14 protein-coding genes and 1 pseudogene are annotated in these 21,996 nt (G+C 61.1%); 8 read left to right on the top strand and 7 right to left on the bottom strand.

Annotation, left to right across the window (positions count from 1 at the left end; translation table 11 throughout):
* The first annotated feature begins 328 nt into the window (after positions 1-328).
* The gene (locus V1290_RS32345; protein WP_334368105.1) at positions 329-1,483 is read left to right on the top strand and encodes a mannosyltransferase family protein; all 1,155 of its coding nucleotides are present in this window, start codon (positions 329-331) and stop codon (positions 1,481-1,483) included.
* 104 nt (positions 1,484-1,587) lie between these two features.
* Positions 1,588-4,047, top strand: coding sequence for a hypothetical protein (locus tag V1290_RS32340; RefSeq protein WP_334368104.1), 2,460 nt, complete (start codon positions 1,588-1,590; stop codon positions 4,045-4,047).
* A gap of 301 nt (positions 4,048-4,348) precedes the next feature.
* Here the strand turns inward: V1290_RS32340 and V1290_RS32335 are convergent.
* Positions 4,349-4,757, bottom strand: a pseudogene (locus V1290_RS32335) (winged helix-turn-helix transcriptional regulator); the annotation flags it as partial.
* 295 nt (positions 4,758-5,052) lie between these two features.
* Positions 5,053-6,114, bottom strand: a complete 1,062-nt coding sequence (locus V1290_RS32330; RefSeq protein WP_334368103.1) for a LacI family DNA-binding transcriptional regulator — start codon at positions 6,112-6,114, stop codon at positions 5,053-5,055.
* A gap of 137 nt (positions 6,115-6,251) precedes the next feature.
* Between V1290_RS32330 and V1290_RS32325 the strand changes: the two genes are divergently transcribed.
* Genes V1290_RS32325 through V1290_RS32305 form a run of 5 tightly spaced genes read left to right on the top strand, consistent with a single transcriptional unit; the run spans position 6,252 to position 12,337 of the window.
* Entirely contained in the window at positions 6,252-7,268 is a 1,017-nt protein-coding gene (locus tag V1290_RS32325; protein ID WP_334368102.1) for a TRAP transporter substrate-binding protein, read from the top strand.
* A 7-nt stretch (positions 7,269-7,275) separates the two neighbouring features.
* On the top strand, positions 7,276-9,183 hold the full coding sequence (locus tag V1290_RS32320) for a TRAP transporter large permease (protein WP_334368101.1): 1,908 nt from the start codon (positions 7,276-7,278) through the stop codon (positions 9,181-9,183).
* A 17-nt stretch (positions 9,184-9,200) separates the two neighbouring features.
* Complete coding sequence (locus V1290_RS32315) at positions 9,201-9,740, top strand: VOC family protein (RefSeq protein ID WP_334368100.1); 540 nt, start codon at positions 9,201-9,203, stop codon at positions 9,738-9,740.
* A gap of 15 nt (positions 9,741-9,755) precedes the next feature.
* Positions 9,756-10,970: a ribulose-bisphosphate carboxylase large subunit family protein gene (locus tag V1290_RS32310; RefSeq protein WP_334368099.1), complete on the top strand. Its 1,215-nt coding sequence runs from the start codon at positions 9,756-9,758 to the stop codon at positions 10,968-10,970.
* Entirely contained in the window at positions 10,967-12,337 is a 1,371-nt protein-coding gene (locus V1290_RS32305) for a four-carbon acid sugar kinase family protein (protein WP_334368098.1), read from the top strand. Before V1290_RS32310 ends, V1290_RS32305 begins: the two co-directional genes overlap by 4 nt.
* A gap of 332 nt (positions 12,338-12,669) precedes the next feature.
* Here V1290_RS32305 and V1290_RS32300 read toward each other — a convergent pair whose 3' ends face one another.
* Both V1290_RS32300 and tenA read right to left on the bottom strand, forming a co-directional pair.
* Positions 12,670-15,774: a DEAD/DEAH box helicase gene (locus tag V1290_RS32300; protein WP_334368097.1), complete on the bottom strand. Its 3,105-nt coding sequence runs from the start codon at positions 15,772-15,774 to the stop codon at positions 12,670-12,672.
* 585 nt (positions 15,775-16,359) lie between these two features.
* Positions 16,360-17,034, bottom strand: a complete 675-nt coding sequence (tenA, locus tag V1290_RS32295; protein ID WP_334368096.1) for a thiaminase II — start codon at positions 17,032-17,034, stop codon at positions 16,360-16,362.
* Positions 17,035-17,152: 118 nt separating this feature from the next.
* Here tenA and V1290_RS32290 point away from each other — a divergent pair, with 118 nt between their 5' ends.
* Positions 17,153-18,655: an AMP nucleosidase gene (locus tag V1290_RS32290; protein WP_334368095.1), complete on the top strand. Its 1,503-nt coding sequence runs from the start codon at positions 17,153-17,155 to the stop codon at positions 18,653-18,655.
* 24 nt (positions 18,656-18,679) lie between these two features.
* Here the strand turns inward: V1290_RS32290 and upp are convergent, their stop codons facing one another.
* The 3 genes from upp to V1290_RS32275 all read right to left on the bottom strand — a co-directional run bounded on the left by upp (position 18,680) and on the right by V1290_RS32275 (position 21,914).
* Positions 18,680-19,309, bottom strand: a complete 630-nt coding sequence (upp, locus tag V1290_RS32285; protein ID WP_028350870.1) for a uracil phosphoribosyltransferase — start codon at positions 19,307-19,309, stop codon at positions 18,680-18,682.
* 94 nt (positions 19,310-19,403) lie between these two features.
* Positions 19,404-20,642: a URC4/urg3 family protein gene (locus tag V1290_RS32280; RefSeq protein ID WP_334369246.1), complete on the bottom strand. Its 1,239-nt coding sequence runs from the start codon at positions 20,640-20,642 to the stop codon at positions 19,404-19,406.
* Positions 20,643-20,663: 21 nt separating this feature from the next.
* Positions 20,664-21,914 (bottom strand): GTP cyclohydrolase II, encoded by a 1,251-nt coding sequence (locus V1290_RS32275; RefSeq protein WP_334368094.1) that lies wholly within the window; start codon positions 21,912-21,914, stop codon positions 20,664-20,666.
* Positions 21,915-21,996 lie beyond the last annotated feature (82 nt).

The raw sequence follows: 21,996 nt of genomic DNA, 5'->3' as shown, positions 1-21,996 counted from the left end.
GGTGCCGTTTTTAGGGTTGTAATCGCCGAACTGCGGCAGATGCATGTAGCCGAAGCGCCTCGGCGGGGGCCTATATCGGGATGTGACGTCATCGCACTGGTTGAACCCGTGGTGATGGCGACGGCAGCTCCGAATTGATCGGCCAGTGGGAGACCAGCAGGGCGCGTGAGCCAGCAGCGGACATTCCGGTGATTGACAAACGCCGGCGTCATGACCGACGGGACCTGGGTCGGCACCTAGTCTGCCGCGTCATGCCCGCCAAATGTCAAGGCGGTACACTTGGGGCAATTGATCTTGGGCTCTTACCGAGCGACAATATGGAATGGAGATGCGCTATCAAACCTGGAAAGATCCTTCTTGGCTTCCCTATTGTTTGGCCATCCTGATATTTTTTTGTTCGCGGGTGGTGGTCGCGCTCGGACTGGTTTTCTCCCAAAAATATTTGCCCTCCGGGCCAGATGTCTGGTCTGCGGGACCGATCTGGTACCACCAACTGCTGCAATGGGATTCGGAATGGTATTTCAAGATCGTCACAGATGGCTATCAGTATAACGGCGATCCGACTGTTCAACAGAACATCGTATTTTACCCGCTGTATCCGATGCTCGCACGGGGCTTGGCGACGATTAGCGGTCTCGCGCCAGCGGATGCATTGCTGTTGGTATCGAACGTCGCGGGATTGCTCGCGATCGTCGTCCTTTTCAAGCTGGTTCGCGAGGAATTTGGCGATCAACTGGCTCTCGCCACAACGGCGCTGCTCAGCTTTTTTCCCGCTTCGGTCTTGCTATCGGCCGGGTATACCGAGCCCTTGGCACTGTTGCTAATCGTCTCGTTTTTTCATGCTTTGAAACGAAAGTACTACCTGTCGGCAGCACTGCTTGCAGGCCTGGCAGTCTCTACTCGATCGACGGGCGTCGTCCTATTGCCCGTCCTTCTTTGGGAGATGTGGGCCAATCGCGATCAGACGAAGTTCCTTCTTGCCCTCCTGCCATGCGTCCTTCTTGCGACGTCGGGCATCTGGCTATTCATGATCTACCTCTGGAGCGCTTTCGGAACTCCGCTTGCTTTTGTGGATGGGCAGGCGGCTTTCCATCAAGGAACGACGCTGGCAACAAGATTAATTGCGGCACTAAAGCTTGAGCCGTTCACGCGAATGATGCTCAACGACTGGAATCCTTGGGGACAAGCTAGCTGGTTTACATTATTGTTCATTGTCCTGATTGTTTTTGGCTGGTCTCGACTGCGCTCAAGCTGGACACTGTTCGCCATGGCTGTCCTGCTTCTGCCATATCTAACACTCAGCGGTGGGCCAGCAGGCTTCGTCTCTATGAGTCGATTTAATCTCGTTTCATTTCCCCTGTTTGTGACGTTGGCTGATTTAGGATTGCGAGCAAAGTGGCTTTTGGCAGGAGTGATAGGACTCTTCGGCGCATCCTTGTTCATGAACACCGCCTTGTTTGCTCGTAGAATTTGGATTGGTTGATCGCTACAAATAGTCGCGATGACATGCTTAAGCAGCGACGCAGCGCGAGTTGGTCAAAGCGCACCCAATAGAGCCCATCAGGGCTCCACTGAGAGGGTAGCTCATTGCAATCCATATCCAAGATTCACGGTCGCTATTATCTGGCAATCTTTGTGCTGGCGTTCGCGACGCTTTCCTACCAGATTCTGATAACGCGCTTCTTCAGCGTTATGCTCCATCATCATTTCGCATTTGCCGCCATTTCACTTGCCATGCTCGGGCTTACGCGCGGAGCGATGGAGGTCTACGGCAAACCCGCCCGTTATGCCGCCGATCGGGTCGGAATCGAATTCGCCCGCCATGCGTCATGGTTCGCGCTCAGCAGCGTTGGCGCAATGATCGTCTTCCTGTGCGTGCCGCTCGTTGTATCCGCAGAAAATGTGCCCCTCGCTCTGGCGCTGGCGATCATCGCCTTCGTGGCTCCGTTCACGGAAGGCGGGGTTTGCATCACGGTGTTGCTGACGCGTTTGCCATATGGCGGCGGGTGGCTCTACGCAGCCGACCTCCTGGGCGCCGCAGTTGGATGTCTCGGGGTAATCTTCATACTGCTGGTGATTGATCCCGTAAGCGCCACGCTATGGATCGGAGCCCTTGCTGCCGGCGTTGGCTGGATCGTCGTGAGACGCAGCGAAGACGCCCGCAGTGTGCGTTTGAGCGGGGCTGTCGCGCTAACACTGGCCGTCGCGGCCACCGTGCACTCCGGCCTTGACCTGACAGGTCGAAGCCATCTCGGTGTGTTCTGGGCCAAGGGCGCTGAGCAGACCGGCACGCTGTTCGAACGCTGGAATACCTATTCGCGGGTAAGGGTGCGGGAGCTGGCCGACAAGGTCCCGTTTGGCTGGGGTCTGGTTGGCACTCCGGATACCCGGATCGACCAACACTACCTCGACATCGATGCCGATGCAGGCACGGTCATCACCAGGTATGATGGCGACATCGGAAAACTCGGTTACCTGAAAGATGATGTCATCAATGCAGCCTACTTCGTGCAGCCGGCGGCCGACGTCGCTGTCGTTGGCGTCGGCGGCGGTCGTGACATCCTTTCCGGTCTGCTCTTCGGCGCCAGCCGGATTCGCGCAATTGAGATCAACCCGGCGATCTTCGAAGTGCTCACCCAAAAATTCGCCGATTTCTCCGGCCATCTCGATCGCCAGCCCGGCGTATCATTGGTCAATGCCGAGGCGCGAAGCTACATCAACCACTCGCCCGAGCGGTACGACCTGGTGCAGATTTCACTCATCGACACCTGGGCGGCGACGGCGGCCGGTGGCCTGACGCTCACCGAAAATCGTCTCTATACCGTGGAGGCGTGGGATGATTTTTACCGGGCGCTCAAGCCTGGCGGGCTGTTGTCGGTATCACGCTGGTACGATGCCGAGAAGCACCGTGGCGAGCTATACCGGCTGATTGCGATTGGCGCGAGCGCGCTGCAGCGCAAAGGGGTGTCGGCCGGGGAGCTGCGGCATCACGTCGTCGCGGTCAACGTCGGCGGCATCGTGACGGTGATTACCCGGCCTGACGCGTTCAGCGACGCAGAATGGCAAGGCGCGCGCGCGAGAATTCAGGCGCAGGGCTTCAAGATATTGTTGGGGCCGGACATCACCTTCGATGCCGTCACCTCAACGTTGCTGTCGGACAAGGCGAACCAGGCCTTCTTCGATTCGCTGCCGGAAAACATCGTCGCTTCGACCGACGACAATCCGTTCTTCTTCTATACGTCCCGCTTCAGCGATTTCGTGAGCACGCAAAGTTGGGACATCATGAGCAACAATGTAGCGATCGGCATCACCGGCTTGCTCATCATCGTAGCGCTCTGCGCTTGCGGATACTACATCGTGCTGCCCTTCCTCCGTCTTGCGAGGCGGATGCCAATGGCGACGCTGACGCCGCCCGTGGCCTATTTCAGCGCGATCGGGATGGGCTTCATGCTGATCGAGATATCGCAGATGCAGCGCCTCATGGTCTTTCTCGGACATCCCGTTTATGGGCTGAGCGTCGTGCTATTCACAATTCTTCTCTTTAGCGGGATTGGCAGCGCCACGGTCGGTGCGGATACCTCCTCCCGATCACGCGTCACCGTCTTCAGGATTGCCGCCCTCCTCACCACGCTCGTGGTGGCAGCGCTGCTGACGCCGCTGGTCACCGCCTGGGCTCGGTCGCTGTCAACCGACATGCGTATTCTGGTGTCCGTCCTGCTGCTGGCTCTTCCTGCATTCTGCATGGGGATGATGTTCCCGCTCGGCCTCGGTGTGTGGCGCCGCCATCATGAACTACTGCCGTTCTTCTGGAGCACCAACGGAATTACGTCGATGCTGGCGTCTGTGCTGGGTGTGGCGTTGTCGATCCAATTCGGCATCGCCAAGACCTATGCGCTAGGGGTGTGCTCTTATGCGGTCTGCGCCATCGTGATCATTGCAAGCCGCAGGGTGCAGTCCATCGACATGTCCGCCGAGAAGGAGGCTGTTAGCCCCGGGGCTTGTATCGCAGGAAAGGACGGCGCCACGATTCGGCGGCCACATCAGTAAAGGGAAGTCCGAATACTGCGCACGCCGAAACCACTCATGCCCACGCCACTGTCCGGAGTTCTCAGCGTCCGACAAGTTTAGCCGTCGCGCTTGAGGAATCTACGGAGCTAGCCCCGCCCCGGTCAGGCGTTGCGCGATTGATATCCGCACGACGCTCGGTTTCGCCTCGGGGGTTCGAGTCACTGGTCCGCTACATCGCGAAACCCCACTACGAACGAGCCAACGTTCCGCTGCTGGCGAAGGGCGGCTTGACCCAACGGCAACGCGACCTACACCGCAGAAGCCTTCATGAACCGGCCGGCAGATGCACTCGCCGCAATTCGATGATCATCCGTTTCAACAAGTCTGGACCACCCTTCTTTAGGCGAGCTGCATTGGCCGCACTCTCATCCGTGACGGGACAGTACTCCCGTCCCCAAATGCCGATCTGAGCCAGGATGGGCAGGAGCGCGATCCCCTTTTCTGTCAGACTGTAGATCGCCTTCTGCTTGTGGGCTGGGTCGTCTGTCTTCGTCAGGATCCCCTGCGAGACCAGCGATGCAAGCCGGTCGCTCAGGATTCTGGTCGAGATCTTCTCGTCCGACGAGGAACTCTCTGAAGTGGCGCTTACCGGCAAAGATCATGTCTCGAATGATCAGCAGCGACCATCGATCTCCGAACACCTCGAGCGCCAGGTTTATCGGACAGGCCGACCGTTGATCTTCCCGCATCGCCGCTCCCAATAATGTCAAAACGAAACTGCTTGCATTATGACATCACTGTCGGCACCGGCGCGTTCCGCGGCTCAGCCGCCGCGATCGCTCTGATTGTGCCGAAATCGCGATTGCCACCGGGATCGCCGTGGATCAGCGCTCGGTGTACCCCTCAGCCCCTATTGATTTTCCACCCTGCTGGCTCGGCTGCGTGATCAACCATGAAATTGCTCGGGACTTCGCGCCAACGAGGCTTGTGAGAACTCAAGATCAGCCAATTTGAGCTCGTTTCCGCCAAACAGCGACAGCCGAGTCATGCTGAGACGCCTGATCCCGGAATATTCTCGCGAAAAATGATCTCGCTGCGCGGCGTCTCGATGCCGTGCATGGCGCTTCGGCCGGCGCGCAGATTGTCGAAGATGCCGATGCAGTTCATCATCGTATGTAGCTGATTTTGGGTAATGACCGCGTCCATGGTCCCATCGATCAGGAGGCTGCGCGTGTCCGACGTCAGACCATGCCCGACGAACACGGTCTCGCGCGCGCGGTTCATCTCCTTCAGTGCCCGTCCGACGCCATCAGCCGCACCGCCGATGTTGTAAATCCCCGCAAGATCCGGGTGCCGAGCGAGCAACATGCGCGTCTGGCGATAATTCCTGTCGGCATCGTCATGTCCCTCGCGCAGGCCTACGACCTTGATCAGGGGAAACAACTCCTCGAAGACGTGCAGGAAGCCCATCTCACGCTCCTCGTGGGCACGGTAGCTCAGGCTGCCTGCGATCATGGCCACCTTCGCAGGCCGCGCTCCGATGAACCGCGCGATCAGGTAGCCGGCCGTTCGTCCGGTCGAGCGATTGTCCAAGCCGAGATAGGCGACCCGGCGCGCATTGAGGATATCCGAGATCACGGTGACGGTCGGCACGCCGCGCTCGGCGAGCATATCGACGGTCTCGCGAATGGCAGGATGTTCCAGCGCCATGAAGGCGATGCCGTCAACCTTGTCGCGGTAATGCCAGAGCCGCCGCGCCAGCAGTTCGGCGTTGAAGCTCTTGATGTAATCGACCTGGCAACGAATATTGAAAGGTGCAAGGCGCGCCTCGGAGTGGGCGATCAACTGTCCGAGCGTCGCGAGAAACCGGTTGGTGCCCGCCGGCAGCAGGAACAGAAGCCGCATCGGCTTCGGCTTCATCGCCGCAAGCAAATCCTCGGCTGGCATGTAGTTCAACTCGGACGCAGCAGCGAGCACGCGCTGCTGCGTGATCGGTCGCACGCCGGGCCTGCGATTGAGTACACGGTCGACGGTTGCGGTGGACACGTTGGCACGGCGTGCCACGTCGACAATGCGGCTCAGCGGCGGCGCTGCGTGCTTGTCCATCTCGAAACGCTCCGGGTTCGAATACATCAAAAACCATCATTTTGGTCGTTTGACACCTTGGTCGACGCCTGTGATTTTCGAGCCAGACTACTCACCAAGCCATCAATTGGCATCAAAAAGATTACCGGAGGAAGCCCATGATCCTGTCTCGTCGGCGTGCCCTGCAGGCCCTGTCGGCTCTTCCCGCAGCGGGTCTCATTGGCGCCATGCCGCGCGTCGCGTGCGCCGCGGAATTCTCGCTGAAATACGGCAACAACTTGCCGCTCACTCATCCGCTTAACATCCGGGCGCAGGAAGCCGCCGAACGGATCGCCAAGGAAACTGACGGCCGCGTCGAGATCGCCATCTTCCCCAACAACCAGCTTGGCGGCGATACCGATATGCTGGCACAGGTGCGCAGCGGCGCGATCACCTTCTTCACGCCATCGGCGCTTGTCGCCGCGACCCTCGTGCCGGTCGCCGCGATTAATGCCGTGGGTTTTGCTTTTGCCGACTACGACCAGGTCTGGAAGGCGATGGACGGCCCGCTCGGCGCGCATGTCCGCACCGCGATGGCCAAGGTCGGCCTCCATGCTTTCGAGAAGATGTGGGACAACGGCTTTCGCCAGATTACGAGCGGCGCCAAACCGATCGAGACCGCCAAGGACATGGACGGGCTGAAGATCCGCGTGCCGGTGAGCCCGCTCAGCATCTCCATGTTCAAGGCGCTCGCGGCATCGCCGACCAGCCTGCAGTTCAGCGAAGTCTATTCGTCGCTGCAGACCCGCATCGTCGATGCGCAGGAAAACCCGCTGCCGATCATCCAGGTCGCCAAACTCTATGAAGTGCAGAAGTACTGCGCCATCAGCAACCATATCTGGGACGGCTTTTGGTTCATCGCCAATGGCCGCGCCTGGCGGGCCTTGCCGGCCGACCTCAAGACCATCGTCGCCGACGCCATCAACGACGCTGGCCTGAAGCAACGCGAGGACATCAAGGCGTTTAATGCGACAGTGCAATCGGACCTGCAGGCCAGGGGGCTGACCTTCACCAAGCCGGCGCCGGACAGCTTCCGCTCCAAGCTGCGCGAGACCGGCTTCTACGGCGAGTGGAAGACCCGCTTCGGCGAGGAGGCCTGGGGCCTGCTCGAAAATGCAATCGGCAAGCTGGCCTGAGCGTGCGATGACGATTGCCGAGCATCCGGTGAGCGGCTATTTGGAGGCCGGGCATGGCCCCGCCTCTGCATCGACGCGCGGTCACGCGCGGGCGTTTGCCGCCCTCGATCGCGGGCTGGGCGCAGCGGTCGAAACCGCCGCCGCCGGCCTCGTCGTGATCGAGATCATCATTCTGCTCGCCGGCGTCATCAGCCGCTATGTCTTCCGCAGTCCGCTGGTCTGGTCCGACGAGCTGGCCTCCATCCTGTTTCTCTGGCTTTCTATGCTCGGCACCGTGATCGCGCTGCGCCGCGGCGAGCACATGCGTATGACGGGGCTCATGCGTTATCTCGGTCAGCGCGCACGGGCTTTTTTCGAGGTGATGGCCACGACGGCACCGCTCGCATTGTTGGCATTGATCCTGTATCCCGCATTCGACTATGCGAGCGAGGAGCGCTTCATCGTGACCCCTGCGCTCGAGATCAGCAACGCCTGGCGCGCTGCGGCAATTCCCGTGGGCCTGGTACTGATGACCATCACCGCCGCGATCGGTCTGGCGCGCCGTCATCGCGCCCCGCTCATCCTCGCAGGTCTCATCGCCACCGCGGGTATCGTCGCTGCATTCTGGCTGGCCGGACCAGCCCTGCAGCCGCTGGGCCGCTCTAATCTGATCATCTTCTTTATCGGCGTGGTGGCGGCCAATGTGTTCGCAGGCGTGCCGATCGCTTTCTCCTTTGCGCTGGCAACCTTCGGCTATCTCGCACTGACGACGACCACGCCGATGATGGTGATGGTCGGCCGGCTCGACGAGGGCATGTCCCACCTCATTCTGCTCGCGGTGCCGCTGTTCATCTTCCTGGGCGCGCTGATCGAAATGACCGGGATGGCCCGCGCCATGATCCAGTTCCTGGCGAGCCTGCTCGGCCATGTCAGAGGCGGCCTGTCCTATGTTCTCATCGGCGCCATGTATCTGGTGTCCGGCATTTCAGGATCGAAGATCGCCGACATGGCGGCGATTGCGCCGGTGCTGCTGCCGGAAATGCAGCGGCGCGGTGCCAAGCCCGGCGATCTCGTGGCATTGCTCGCCGCCACGGGCGCACAGACCGAAACCATTCCGCCGAGCATTGTGCTGATTACCATCGGTTCGGTGACCGGCATCTCGATTGCCGCGCTCTTCACCGGTGGCCTGTTGCCGGCGCTGGTTGTCGGCGCCGCCCTTTGCGTGGTGGTGTGGCGACGCTATCGGCATGAGGATCTCAGTCACGTGCGGCGGCATTCAGCGCGCGAGATCGCAAAACTGGCTCTGCCCGCCCTGCCCGCAATCCTGCTGCCTTTTGTGATCCGCACCGCCGTCGTCGAGGGCGTCGCCACCGCGACGGAAGTGTCGACCATCGGGATCGTCTACGCCGTACTGATGGGACTTTTGGTCTATCGCCAGTTTCCCTGGAGGCGCCTCAAGCCGATGCTGGTCGAGACCGCTTCGCTGACCGGCGCCATTATCTTCATCGTAGGTAGCGCCACCGCGATGGCATGGGGCCTGACGCAATCGGGCTTTTCACAACAACTGGCGCAGGCGATGGCGGCGATTCCGGGCGGTGCCAATGGCTTCCTCGCAATCTCGATTCCCGCCTTCGTGATCCTCGGCAGCGTGCTGGAAGGCATTCCGGCGATCGTCCTGTTCGGGCCGCTGCTGTTTCCGATCGCCAAGCAGGCCGGCGTGCACGAGGTGCACTACGCTATGGTGGTGATCTTCGCGATGGGCATCGGCTTGTTCTCGCCGCCATTCGGCGTCGGGTATTACGGCGCCTGCGCCATCAGCAGGATCTCGCCGGATGAGGGCCTGAAGCACATCTGGGGCTATGTCGTCGCGCTGTTTGTCGGGCTCCTCATTGTCGCCGCGGTGCCGTGGCTGTCGACCGGATTTCTCAAATTCTGAACCAACGGGATGCAAGCATGAGCCGCTTCTTTGGCGAGATCCGGCAGGCCGGATACGTCGTCAACGACATCGAAAAAGCCATGGACTACTGGAGCCGCGAACTCGGGATCGGGCCGTGGTTCTACAATCCGCGTGTGCCGATCGTGAACTATCGCTATCGCGGCGAGGCTTATGAGCCGCACAATTCGGTCGCGCTGGCGAACTCCGGACCGTTGCAGATGGAATTGATCCAGATCCGCAACGATGCGCCGTCGATGTATGCCGATTTCCTCAAGGCGGGGCATACTGGCTTGCAGCACGTCGCCTACTGGACTGAAAACTACGACGCCGACCTGGCCCGTCTCGAAGCCCAGGGCTTCAGACCAGTGATGAGCGGCGAAGTCGGTCCCCGCGGCCGCTTCGTCTATTTCGATACCGAATATCACCCAGGAACCGTGATCGAATTGTCGGAGGTCGCCGGCCCCAAGGGCAAGATGTTCGATCTGATCCGTGAGGCGGCGCGAGGCTGGGATGGAAGCGATCCCGTGCGCGCCTTTCCCGATCTCAGCAAGCTCTAGCGCGGACCTGATCCGGTGACAGCTCCTGTTCGCATCGAGGCGGATTATCTGATCGAGACGCCCTGCGATCCGCGCGCGACCGCAGAAATCATGGCGGGCGAACAATCCAGCGGCACCTTCGTCGCCGTGCCCGGCGAAACGCCTGAGCTCAAGCAAAGAGCCGCAGCCCGCGTCGAGCGCATCGAATTGCTTGATCCATTGTCTGCGCCGTCATTGCCGGTGGCGCGGCCAGTCAATTCGGAGGGTCCCTGGCGGCGCGCGCTGGTGACGCTGTCCTGGCCGCTCGACAATATCGGCGCGTCGCTGCCCAATCTGGTGACGACAGTTGCCGGCAATCTCTGGGAATTGCGCCAGCTCACCGGGCTGCGGCTGCTCGATCTGCGGCTGCCGCTCGCATTCGCATCCGCTTATGCCGGGCCCAAGTTTGGTGTTGCCGGAACGCGCGAGCTGACCGGCGTGCGCGGCCGTCCGCTGATCGGTACCATCATCAAGCCGAGCGTTGGGCTCAATGCAGCGGAGACGGCAAGCCTCGTTGCCACTCTTTGCGAGGCCGGTATCGATTTCATCAAGGACGATGAGTTGCAGTCCGATGGGTCTTCTTGCCCATTCGATGAACGCGTGCGCGCGGTGATGCGCGTGGTGAACGATCATGCCGGGCGGACGGGCAAGAAAGTCATGCTCGCCTTCAACCTCACCGGCGAGATCGACCAGATGCGCCGCCGCCATGATTTCGTGCTGACGCAAGGCGGCAGTTGCGTGATGGCGAGCATCAACTCGATTGGGCTCGCCGGCATGATCGAACTCGGTCGCTACACCCAGCTTCCGCTTCATGCGCATCGCAACGGCTGGGGCGCGTTGAACCGGCATCCGGCGCTCGGCTGGCAGTTTGCAGCCTGGCAAAAGATCTGGCGGCTTGCCGGCGCCGATCACATTCATGTCAACGGCATCGGAAACAAGTTCAGCGAGTCCGATGACAGCGTGATCGCATCCGCCCAAGCCACACTCACGCCCTTGTTCGAGCAAAGGCCTTGCGTCGCCATGCCGGTGTTTTCATCGGGCCAGACCGCCGCGCAGGCGCTTCCAACCTATCATGCACTGGGATCAACCGATCTGATCTTCGCCGCTGGCGGCGGCATCCTGGCACATCCCGACGGACCTGCCGCTGGGGTAGCCGAACTGCGTGCGGCATGGGACGACGCCATGTCCCGCAAGGCGCCGCGCAGCCCATGACACCCTCCTTAAGCCTTCCCGATGGCCCGCTGATCGCATTTTATGGCGACGACTACACCGGCTCTTCGGCCGCGATGGAAGCGCTGACCTTCGCTGGCCTTCCGACGATTTTGTTCCTGGAGCTTCCAAGTCCGGAGCAACTTGCCACAGCAGTGCAATTCCGCGGCATCGGCATCGCCGGCACCGCGCGCGCGAAAGATCCGGCCTGGATGGAGCTCAACCTCCCGCCCGCCTTCGACATGCTCGCCGGCATTGGCGCACCGATTTCGCACTACAAGGTCTGCTCTACCTTCGACTCCGCGCCGCATATTGGCTCGATCGGGCGGGCGATCGATCTGGCGGTGCCGCGTCTTGGCGGTGCCTGGCATCCGCTGCTGGTCGCCTCGCCCGCGATGGGCCGCTACCAGGTTTTCGGCAATCTCTTCGCGACCGTGAACGCCGTCGGCCATCGGCTCGACCGCCATCCGACGATGTCGCGCCATCCGGTGACGCCGATGGACGAGGCCGATCTTGGCCGTCATCTCGCCCGTCAGACTGCGCGGCGGATCGGGCTTGTCGATTTCGTAACCATGGCCAATGGCGAGGCAGACCGGACGTTGGCGCGTGTGAGCGCCGGCGGCGCTGAAATCATCTCGCTCGATGTGCTTGACCAGTCGTCTCTGATCGAGGCCGGACGCCTCATGTGGGAGCACCGTGGCGATCGGTTGTTCGCGGTGGGCTCTCAGGGTGTGGAGCAGGCGCTGGTTGCCTATTGGCGGTCGTTTGGCCTGATCGCGGACACCGGGCCCCAGATGTCGTTCTCTGCCGTGCAGCGGATCGCCTGCATCTCCGGTTCGTGTTCGCCTGTCACGGCCGCGCAAATTGCCTATGCCGCCGAGAATGGGTTTGAAGTCGTGCGGCTGGATGCAGCCCGCGCCGTCGATACGGCCGAATGGACAAAGGAAATCGGTCGCGGCGCCGACCGCGGCCTTGCGGCTGTTTCTGCCGGGCGCGATCCGCTTCTAATCACTGCAAGCGGGCCGGACGATCCGGCGATCTGCGCTCTTAACGCCGCGATCGAAGCGAGTGGAGTAAGCACGGCGGCAATTAACGACCGGATCGGCGCCGGGCTTGGCTGGGCACTCGATCGCATCCTGCAAACGACTCGCCTGCAGCGCGCGGTGGTCGCCGGCGGCGACACCTCCGGCCACGCGCTCCAGGCCATGGGCATCTATGCTCTCAGCGCGATCGCCCCGCTGGTTTCGGGGGCGCCGCTTTGCCGTGCCGCATCGAACCGTGAGCACGCAAACGTTGATATCGCGCTCAAGGGCGGACAGGTCGGCGGCGTCGACCTGTTCTGCCTGGCGAGAGACGGCAAGGCGATTTGAGAACCATCTCAAATTGCTGTTTCAGGCGGTCGCTTGAACGAGGCAGTCACGATCGGGCGGGCGGTATTTTCGTTTCGCATGATAGCTCAACAAACGGGTTCCTTCGTCGGATGCATTTAAGACGGAAGGCTGTGCACCTAGTGTGTAATCTTGCCGTCCAGAACCGCTAACCGGAATTGGCGCGGTAGTCCGATGAGCCGGCAAGCACGACGCCTCCCTTTCGCTAAAGGCTGAGCGCGCCTGCCGGAACCTCATTCGGTCGAGATCGGCATCATTCGGCGTTGCCGCACGCCGGAGGATCGGTTGTCTCTGGTTGAATAGCAGCGCCGCGATTACTCATCCAGAAGGTCGAGGAACTCTTCGACCTTTCTAAGCGGTCCCTCGCGTCCGTTGCTGATGTAGACAACCCGATCGCCATCGCTTTGCAGGGATCGCGCCTTGGATTTCCGAAGTCGTCCCGGCAGGAATGTCGCGGCTACGGCATCCAGGCCGACATCAAGTCTTATGATTCCTCTTCGCCTGCAGTCGATTCTGAGCCTTGCTGCGGCAAAGAACTCGCGAGCCGCTGGAGGCAATCTGCCGAAGCGACGAGAGGTCTCCTCCTCGAGATCGTCCAGTTCATCTTCGCTTCGGCATCTGGCGACGCGGCCGTAGATTTCCAGCCGAACCGCCTCCGATTGCACGTAGCCTGCGGGCAACATGTCCCCTACCGGCAGATTCAGGTCAGGCACCCACAGGTCGGCTGTTCTGTCGTCGGCTTTCTCCGAGGCCAATTTCAGAAGGTGGCTGTAGAGCACGGGTCCGAACACCTGCACATGACCCGACTGTCGCTCTGAAAGCACATCCCCCGCTCCCCTGAGGTCCAGATCCCGCGCACTGATCGCGAAACCCGCGCCCGGTCTGTTAAATTCCTCCAAAACGGCCAACCGCTTCTCAGATCGCTCCGAGCCCGAATCGGTCAGCAAATGCGCAAACGCACGTATCCCGCTGCGACCCACCCTTCCTCTGAGTTGATGAAGTTGCGCAAGACCGAACTTTTCGGGCCAACAAACCACGATCGTGTTTGCGCGCGGGATATCGAGACCGCTCTCCACGATGTTGGTCGCCAGCAGCACGTCTGCCGCGCCTTCGACGAAGCTCATCATTCGGTCATCTATGTCGTCGGCGGGCAACTTGCCATGCAGACAGACGATGCGGAGATCCGGGGCCATCGATTGAACGCGCGCCAGCATCGGATCGAGATCCTGAATTCGCGGACAGATCAAGAAGCTTTGCCCGTGGCGCCTTTGCTCGCGCAGCAATGCGGAGGCAATAGCAGCATCGGAAAGAGGAGCGACCTTTGTGACGACCGGGAGTCGATGAATGGGCGGAGAGGCAATGACGCTAAGATCTCTGAAGCCAGCAAGACCGCCCGCGAGAGTCCGCGGAATCGGCGTGGCGCTCATCCAAAGGGCATGAATACTCTTGGCCAGCCCGGAAAGTCTCGCCTTCTCCGCCGCCCCAAAATGCTGTTCCTCATCGATGACGACAAGGCCGAGGCGGGCGAACTTCACGTCCTTCGAGGCGAGGGCCTGCGTTCCGATCACGACCTTCAATTTGCCACTCTTCAGTCCCTCCTTCACCTCTCTTGTCTCTGCGCCCGAACCGGTTCGCGACAAACTCCCCACTTCGATGCCAAACGGAGCGAAGCGTTTGCGGAAAGTCGCGACATGCTGTCTTGCCAGGACGGTCGTCGGCACCGCTATCGCCACCTGCTTCCCTGACAATACGACGGCAGCCGTGGCTCGCAACGCCACCTCGGTTTTGCCGAATCCGACGTCGCCGCAAATGATCCTGTCCATGGGGTGGCCCGACGCAAGATCATTCAAGACGTCCCGAATGGCTTTCGCTTGGTCGACTGTCGTGAAATACGGAAAACGCGCGACAAACCTCTCATAGATGGGGCCAGGAGGTACAAGTTTCGGAGCCCGCCGGCGGCGCCGCTGGCTGATGTGTTTGGCGAGCTGCTTGCCGGCGATTTGAATTTCGTGCTCCGCCTCGGTACGCCGGCTCCACCATGTACTTCCATCCGCTTTGTCGAGGGCGAGTTCGCCGCGCTCCGACGCATACGGCCAGATCAAGGCCAGGTCGGCGGGAGGAACGAGAACGGCATCGTCTCCCGCAAATACGAGCCTGATCATTTCGCGCGACGACCCGCCTCCCGTTGCCACGGTCTGCAAGCCGTCGAGCAAGGCCAGCCCTCGCTGCAAATGAACAACCGCTGTCCCTTGCTCCGGCACATCTGCGTGGTCGAAAGCCGCACTCCAGCTTCTGGCCAGGGGCTGCGGATGATGAGCCCTGCTGCCGAGCACATCGGAAGCCGTTACGACGACGAGAGGTTTCCGACCAGGCACGACAAAACCCCTATCGAAGTCGGCCAGAAGCGCCGCCTCACGGTGGCGTCCGGCCGTCGCCTCGTTCCAATCCGCAAAGTGCTCAGCCTTGACTCCGCTCATCCGTTCCAGCACGCGCAGATCGTCCTCATGCGCTGCGACGAAAACCAGGCGCGAACCGGCGCGCCGCGTATCGTCGACGAACGCACGAAGCGCCTTCCTGGGCGATGCAACCTGCGAAAAGTCCGGTGAGGGAGCGAAACGTGCCTTTTGCGACAGCACGTTCATACGCCTGGTCGCCTGCTTCCATTCGCGTCTTCCGAGGTATTCTCCGCCCCTGTCCGTGCGACCCGCCGCCTCCTCGATCGTGCTGAGCCAGCTATCAGCGTGCGCTGAAACGCCGGCATCCGCGATCCACTTGGCTCGACCACAATAGTCGAATAGGGTCGAGCGCTTTCCGCGTATGTTCCCGAACGCCAGCCGCTCCGACATCGGGTCGATGAGAAGCTCTTTCGTCTCAAAAACGATGTCATGCTCTATCGGATCGAACGCCACGATCCGACGTATCAGCCCGCCGGAATGCTCTACTCTGAACGGACCGAGCGCGCCGGCGGGAAAAATCTCGAATGTCTTCCCGTGAAACAGCGCGCCGCCGGGATAGTCCGCCTCGTCATCGACGTCGTATCCGAGGGCCTCAAGCCGCGCCCGGAGATCTTGTTCAGAGAACGCGGCACCGACTTTCAAACGGAGGATGACCCGGGACCAACTCGCCACAGTGGGAAGGCGCTCCATCACGGCCTCTGCCGTGGATACGAGCAGGATCGGCTTCTCAGGCTTGGCAAGGCGCCTCAAGACCGAGCTTCGTCTACCCGCGATTTCGTGCGACGGCTCCAGCTGATCGAACGGCAGCGTATTCAGTCTTGGAAAAACAAGCACATCGCACGAAGGCGCGAGGGCATGAATGACGGCACCCAGCCGCTCGGCCCTATTCTCGCTTTCAGCAAGAAAGACGACGCCTTTGCGACCCGACTTCCTCCACTGTGCGAGCAGATGGAGGGCCACCATGCCTAGGGGCGACGAAGAAGAGATCGCAGTCCGCGATGAAGAATTCGTTCGCTTCGTTGCCCGGCTGGCAACACGCGCTTTGCTGGAATGGCCCACCTTGAACCCGTCGTTGATTCGCCACCAACTGTGGCTGATGGCGAGTGTTGCTTCGAACAGGCCCGCTCCGATGCGAGAGCTACGCCTCGGGCTGCGTACATATGCGAATTTGATCGCGGACGCACGTATCCAATCTAGTCGTCCAGTGAGACGTCGTTTGGGAGCGGAGACGTCTCGATCGTCCCCTTCTCCGCCCGATAGTAGGTTCCCGATTCCTGACGATTGCCCGCTCGCCTCAGCCTAGGCCTCGGCAGCCAGGACCGTCATTGCTCCCAAGCTGTCACTCGCTTGAGAACTGCTTCCGGATCGACTTCGCCATTGTTGGACGTCCACGCGACGAATTGATCCGGTCGCACAAGTATTAGGCTGAAATAGCCTCAGAACGCTGCAGATCCCGGCAAGTGGAGTGCAGGATCGGGAGGGCGGCCCGCTTTCGACGACCGTCGTACTCGCTCAACTTGGAAGCCAAACGCAGTCCGCTGTCACTGACTATTGTGCACGCTGGCCCGCGCGCCAGCCCATTTCCCAGAAGTCCGACTCGAGTCGCGTAGCTTCCTTGAAGATCGCGATCAGCTCGGCCTCGCGGGCGGGCGTGGCGTAGAGATCGGCGAGATTCTCCAAATGAGCCCGCGCTTTCGCCGCGACCTCCTGATATGGCGCGCCGGCATACTCGGCGATCCAAACCCGATATGGGTTCGTTGCAGCGAGCGCATCGGGTCGCGACGCAAGCCGCGTCGCAATCTCCGCGTAGCCGATCACGCAAGGCGCAAGCGCCACCTTGAGTGCCAACAGATCGCCGCGCATTCCAGCGTCAAGTACGTAGCGTGTATAGGCCAGCATCTCGACGGCAGGCGGGGCCTGTTCGAGATCGCCGGGCGACAGGCCCCAGCCGGCGCACAGCTTTACATGCAGGTTCATCTCGACGTCGAGGATGGCCGAGAGGCCAGCGGCCGCTTCACGCATGTCGGCAAGCTTGGGCGACTTGTAGACGGCGAGCGCGTAGGCGCGGGCAAACTCGATGAGAAAAAGGTAGTCCTGGACGAGGTAGTGACGAAACGCCCCCTCGGCGAGCGAACCGTCCGCCAACCCGTTCGTGAAGGGATGTTCGGTGTAGGCCCGCCACTCGGCGGATGCTGCTGTCTTTAGGCGCTCGAAGAAACTCATGATTTCTTACCGGGTTTGCTTCCAGGGAAGTCTTGTCGCTACTGCTGACGCGCCGCGGGCCGGGAAGGTTCCCTTGCCAAGCCTCCCCAAGGCGGGTCCAAGATACTAGGTTAGGGTCATGAAGAATCACGGCCGTCCCCAAGCCATCGGGCCAATAGCCACACCAGAGCCCTTCGTGCGGCAAAGCTTCGACGACGCGCGCAAGGCGGTCGCGGCTTTGCGATCACTTTATGCCCGAAATACCCAGTTTCTGCGCGATTCCTTCGCCGCGCTCGCGGCTGGCAGCGACAGTAACCGGCGATACCGGGCGTTCTACCCGGAAATCAGCGTCACCACGAGCTCATACACCCAGGTCGATTCTCGTCAGTCCTATGGCCACATGCCGACGCCCGGGCAGTATTCGACCACGATCACCCAGCCCGACCTGTTCGAAACCTATCTCATCGAGCAGCTCGATTTGATCATGCGCAACCATGGCGTTCCGGTCGTCGTGTCGGAATCGGAAACCCCCATCCCGCTGCATTTTGCATTTCAGGAAGGCACCTACGTTGACGGCGCCGCTGCCAGGAACATCAAGCGACCGATCCGAGACCTGTTCGACGTTCCAGATCTTGATGGAACCGACGATCAGATCGCCAATGGCACATACGAAGCACCGGTCGGCCGGCCGAGGCCGCTGTCGCAATTCACCGCGCAGCGCGTCGACTATTCCCTGCATCGCCTGCAGCACTACACGGCCACCAGCCCCAACCACTTTCAGAACTTCGTGCTGTTCACCAACTACCAATTCTACATCGACGAGTTCTGTGCTCGCGCCAGGGACCTGATGGCGAACGGCGATACCGGCTATGCCGAATTCGTCGAGCCCGGCAATGTCATCATCAGACGCGGGGAACAGCGAGCGGCCGCCGGCGTGACAACGGCGCGTCTGCCGCAGATGCCGGCATATCACCTGAAGAGGCCGGACAACGCAGGCATCACCATGGTCAATATCGGTGTCGGGCCCGCGAACGCCAAGACGATCACCGACCATATCGCCGTACTCAGGCCGCATGCGTGGCTCATGCTCGGGCACTGTGCCGGATTGCGCGACACCCAGGCGCTTGGCGACTACGTGCTGGCGCATGCTTACATGCGGGAGGACCATGTTCTCGACGACGACCTCCCGCTATGGGTGCCCCTTCCTGCGCTGGCCGAAATCCAGGTCGCGCTCGAGGAGGCCGTGGCGGAAGTGACCGGGCTATCCGGATATGACCTGAAGCGCGTCATGCGCACCGGCACCGTTGCTTCCATCGACAATCGCAATTGGGAATTGCGCGACCGGCGTGGTCCGATCCAGCGGCTCTCGCAGTCGCGCGCCATTGCGCTCGATATGGAATCGGCGACCATCGCCGCCAACGGATTCCGCTTCCGCGTACCCTACGGCACCTTGCTATGCGTGTCCGACAAGCCGTTGCACGGAGAACTGAAGCTGCCCGGCATGGCCACCGAATTCTATAAGCGGCAGGTCGCCCAGCATCTGACCATCGGCATCCGCACGATGGAGAAGTTGGCGGACATGCCATTGGAACGGCTGCACTCGCGCAAGCTCAGAAACTTCTCGGAAACGGCCTTCCAGTAAGGCGCGCCGAGACCTGTCGGGACCTTACCGCGTTCCGTAGGCGCGATCCCCGGCATCACCAAGGCCAGGCAGGATAAAGGCGTTTGCATCGAGCCCCTCGTCGATACCGGCCGTCCACAATCGCACGTCGGGATGCAGGCCCCGGAAGCGCTCTACACCTTCCGGCGCGGCAAGCAGGCATACCAGCCGAATATCCTTCGCGCCGCGTTCCTTCAGCCGATCCACCGCCGCCACCGCCGTGTTCGCCGTCGCAAGAACCGGCGACACCACGATTGCCAGTCGCTCGTGAAGATCGGACGGCGATTTGAAGAAATATTCGACCGCCACGAACGAATGCGGTTCGCGGTAGAGCCCGATATGCGCGACGCGGGCGGTCGGAACGAGGTCCAGCATTCCGTCGACAAAGGTCACCCCTGCCCGTAACACCGGCACGAAAACCAGTTTCTTACCTGCGATCTTGGCGGAGTGCATTCGTGCAAGCGGAGTCTCGACCTCCACATCGGTCAACGGCAGGTCGCGCGTCACCTCGTAACAAAGCAGCATTCCGATTTCCTTGAGGAGCTCGCGAAAAGACTTTGTCGAAATCGTCTTGTCGCGGATCAGCGTAAGCTTGTGCTGGACCAACGGGTGATCCACGATCGTAACGCCTTCCATGCTTTTGCTCCCTGCGGGTAATCGAATCGCGTTCCATAGCATTTTTGATCGAACCGGATAGCCTGTTCGCATGAAGAAAACGCGTCAACAGATACTAGAAAACCGTACCGTCGCTAATGACTTTGACGGGCGGCGAACCATCAGGCCGGCGCGCGAACGCCAGTGCCCTGCCCGCCGCCCAGGTGCCGCCTTCCAGAATCTTCGCCAGTGGAAGAGAGACCGCGTCAAGACCAACGCGTTGCCGCAGCAGATCCGCCAGCCGGTCCAGCAGCGCGACGGTCAGCGCCCTCCACTCGACCACGAGCAGAGACGCGACATCATGTTCGCGTTGCGCGTCCATGGGGTCGCGCAGCACCAGTACCCCGGCGTCGACGAACAATCCACCGTTGCGGTATTCCGCGAGGCCCGTCAGGCCGTCGATATCCGTCACCTGCAGCCCCGCCCGCTGTATCGGCTCGATCAGCGAATACGATAGCCACTGCGACAATTTGTGCAGCGGCACCAGCCCGCTGGTCGCATCCTCGGTCTTGAGCGCCGGATGATGCCAGCAATCTCCTAACGGAATTCCGCCGAACGTTATGCGCGACGGCCAGATCGGCCCCAATTGGCGCAAAAGTTCTGACAAAATCGTCGAGGCAGCGATCACCCCCGCGTCGGCCGTCGCTGTGAGGTGATCAAATAATCCACCCGGCCGAGCCGTGTCGTCGCGGGCGAATATCTGCGGCGACGCCGATGCTACGTCGCCGAGCCGGCGAAGAAGGCTGATACGGCCCTCGAGGCCAACCAGCGGATTCTCGTCCGCAATCTGAAAGCCAGTCTGCAGATCGGCAACAGTCAGCCGCTGAAGCACAGCGACATCCGCTCGCAACGGTTCGTCAGCCTTCGCTGAGAAGACGCCACGCGCAAACATGTCCAGACTGGCAAGCGCCAGCCCCTCCGAACGGCCGATACTTGCGCCCGTCAAGGGATCGCGATAGCGCCACGACGGACCTGCTCCAGCATCGAGCAGCACACTGATCATGGCAAGGTCAAACTCGGCGCGCGCGCGCTCTTTCCTGCCGCGCCAGTTCTTGGCGTCGGCAAGGACCGCCCAGCGATCGATGCCGCCGACGACAAAATGGCGCCAGCGCGAATGAAAGGGAATATCGAACGTCGGATAGGCCTTGCGCGTTGTCGCAAGCACGAGATCAACCGCCTCGTCGAGCCGGCCAAGATCGACCTTGAAATGCTGAAGCTGGTCGTTCAAGCCGATTTCCAGCATCCGGTGCGCGCGACTGCGCACCGCTTCCGCACTTAAGGGAGATAAGCCGTCTGCCGTCGCGTCTGCTGTCACGATCAATGGCCCTGGCTCGCCCTAGTATTTTTCGAGCGGCCGACCGGAGGCGATCAGGTCCTCAGGCTTTGTGTCAGGTGAAAAATATCCCGCGGCTTTCTTGGCGGCGATTTCCACATGGGCGTCGGCGGGAATCATGTAATCGGGAATGGCGACGCGCTCGACAATGTCGATACCCTGCCCCGTCAGCGCATCATATTTCATGTCGCTCATCGAGATGAAGCGGTCGATGCGCTTCAATCCCAGCCAGTGAATGACATCCGGCATCAGTTGCTGGAAACGCGCATCCTGCACCCCGGCAACGCATTCCGTTCGTTCGAAATAGGCGGATGCATCGTCGCCATCTTCCTGGCGCTTGCGCGCATTGTAGACCAGAAACTTCGTGACCTCGCCGAGCGCCCGGCCTTCCTTGCGATTGTAGACGATAACGCCCAGCCCCCCCGATTGTCCGGCGCGCGCGCATTCCTCGATGCCCTGAATGAGATATGGACGGCAGGTGCAAATGTCCGAGCCGAAAACATCCGAACCGTTGCACTCGTCATGGACGCGACAGGTGATTTTGGTCCGATGGTCCGAAAGCTTCGTGACATCGCCGAACAGATAGACGGTCGTTCCGCCGATCGGCGGAAGAAAGACTTGCAGATCGGGGCGCGTGACAAGCTCGGGAAACATGCCCGCGGTCTGTTCGAACAGCGCACGCCGCAGATTGGTCACGCTCGTGCCGAAGCGTCGCGCGATCCCGGGCAAGTGCCAGACCGGATCGATCGCAATCTTGACAACGGAGACGGAACCGCTGGCGTGAACGAACTCGCCATCGGGCACCAGCCGCTTGGCGGCCAGAGCCGCCTGAATTTCCGGCAGGTCGAGCCTGGCCCGCGTGATCGCGATGCTCGGCCGGATATCGATGCCTTCCGTGATTTCGGCGCGAAAGTTCTCCGCGACGAGATGTCCCCACGGATCGAGCGCAACAATGCGTTCCGGATCTATCCATTGCGAGAACGGCCCAACGGTCGCGGCCGGGTGTGTGTTGGTCAGGTCGGGACGACGGATCGGATCCAGCGCACCGGAAGAAACGGCAAGTGCGCGGTAGACCGCATAGGAGCCCCCGTGAGTGCCAATCACGTTGCGATCCTGCGGGCGCGATACCGTCCCGATGATGGGACCACGTTCACGCGCGGTCGGCGCTCCCCACACGATCGGGAATTCATGTGTTGCACCAGGCACCGGATGCGATGTCAGGCGAATATGGTCGATACGATTGGAATTGCTCATCGTTCGGTAGTCCCAAAACGGCAACGGCCCGCCTTAATGACGGGCCTGACCGGAGAACCAAATGAATTATGCGGGTCAGTGA

It is taken from the genome of Bradyrhizobium sp. AZCC 1578, from assembly GCF_036924675.1.
Classification (GTDB): Bacteria; Pseudomonadota; Alphaproteobacteria; order Rhizobiales; family Xanthobacteraceae; genus Bradyrhizobium.
This window is presented reverse-complemented; position numbering and strand designations above follow the sequence as displayed.

Bases quoted from the DNA above. Each gene is read 5' to 3' on its own strand.
- V1290_RS32345 (WP_334368105.1), top strand. From the start codon at position 329: ATGCGCTATCAAACCTGGAAAGATCCTTCTTGGCTTCCCTATTGTTTG.
- V1290_RS32330 (WP_334368103.1), bottom strand. From the start codon at position 6,114: ATGGACAAGCACGCAGCGCCGCCGCTGAGCCGCATTGTCGACGTGGCA.
- V1290_RS32325 (WP_334368102.1), top strand. From the start codon at position 6,252: ATGATCCTGTCTCGTCGGCGTGCCCTGCAGGCCCTGTCGGCTCTTCCC.
- V1290_RS32320 (WP_334368101.1), top strand. From the start codon at position 7,276: ATGACGATTGCCGAGCATCCGGTGAGCGGCTATTTGGAGGCCGGGCAT.
- V1290_RS32315 (WP_334368100.1), top strand. From the start codon at position 9,201: ATGAGCCGCTTCTTTGGCGAGATCCGGCAGGCCGGATACGTCGTCAAC.
- V1290_RS32305 (WP_334368098.1), top strand. From the start codon at position 10,967: ATGACACCCTCCTTAAGCCTTCCCGATGGCCCGCTGATCGCATTTTAT.
- V1290_RS32300 (WP_334368097.1), bottom strand. From the start codon at position 15,774: ATGGTGGCCCTCCATCTGCTCGCACAGTGGAGGAAGTCGGGTCGCAAA.
- tenA (WP_334368096.1), bottom strand. From the start codon at position 17,034: ATGAGTTTCTTCGAGCGCCTAAAGACAGCAGCATCCGCCGAGTGGCGG.
- V1290_RS32290 (WP_334368095.1), top strand. From the start codon at position 17,153: ATGAAGAATCACGGCCGTCCCCAAGCCATCGGGCCAATAGCCACACCA.
- upp (WP_028350870.1), bottom strand. From the start codon at position 19,309: ATGGAAGGCGTTACGATCGTGGATCACCCGTTGGTCCAGCACAAGCTT.
- V1290_RS32275 (WP_334368094.1), bottom strand. From the start codon at position 21,914: ATGAGCAATTCCAATCGTATCGACCATATTCGCCTGACATCGCATCCG.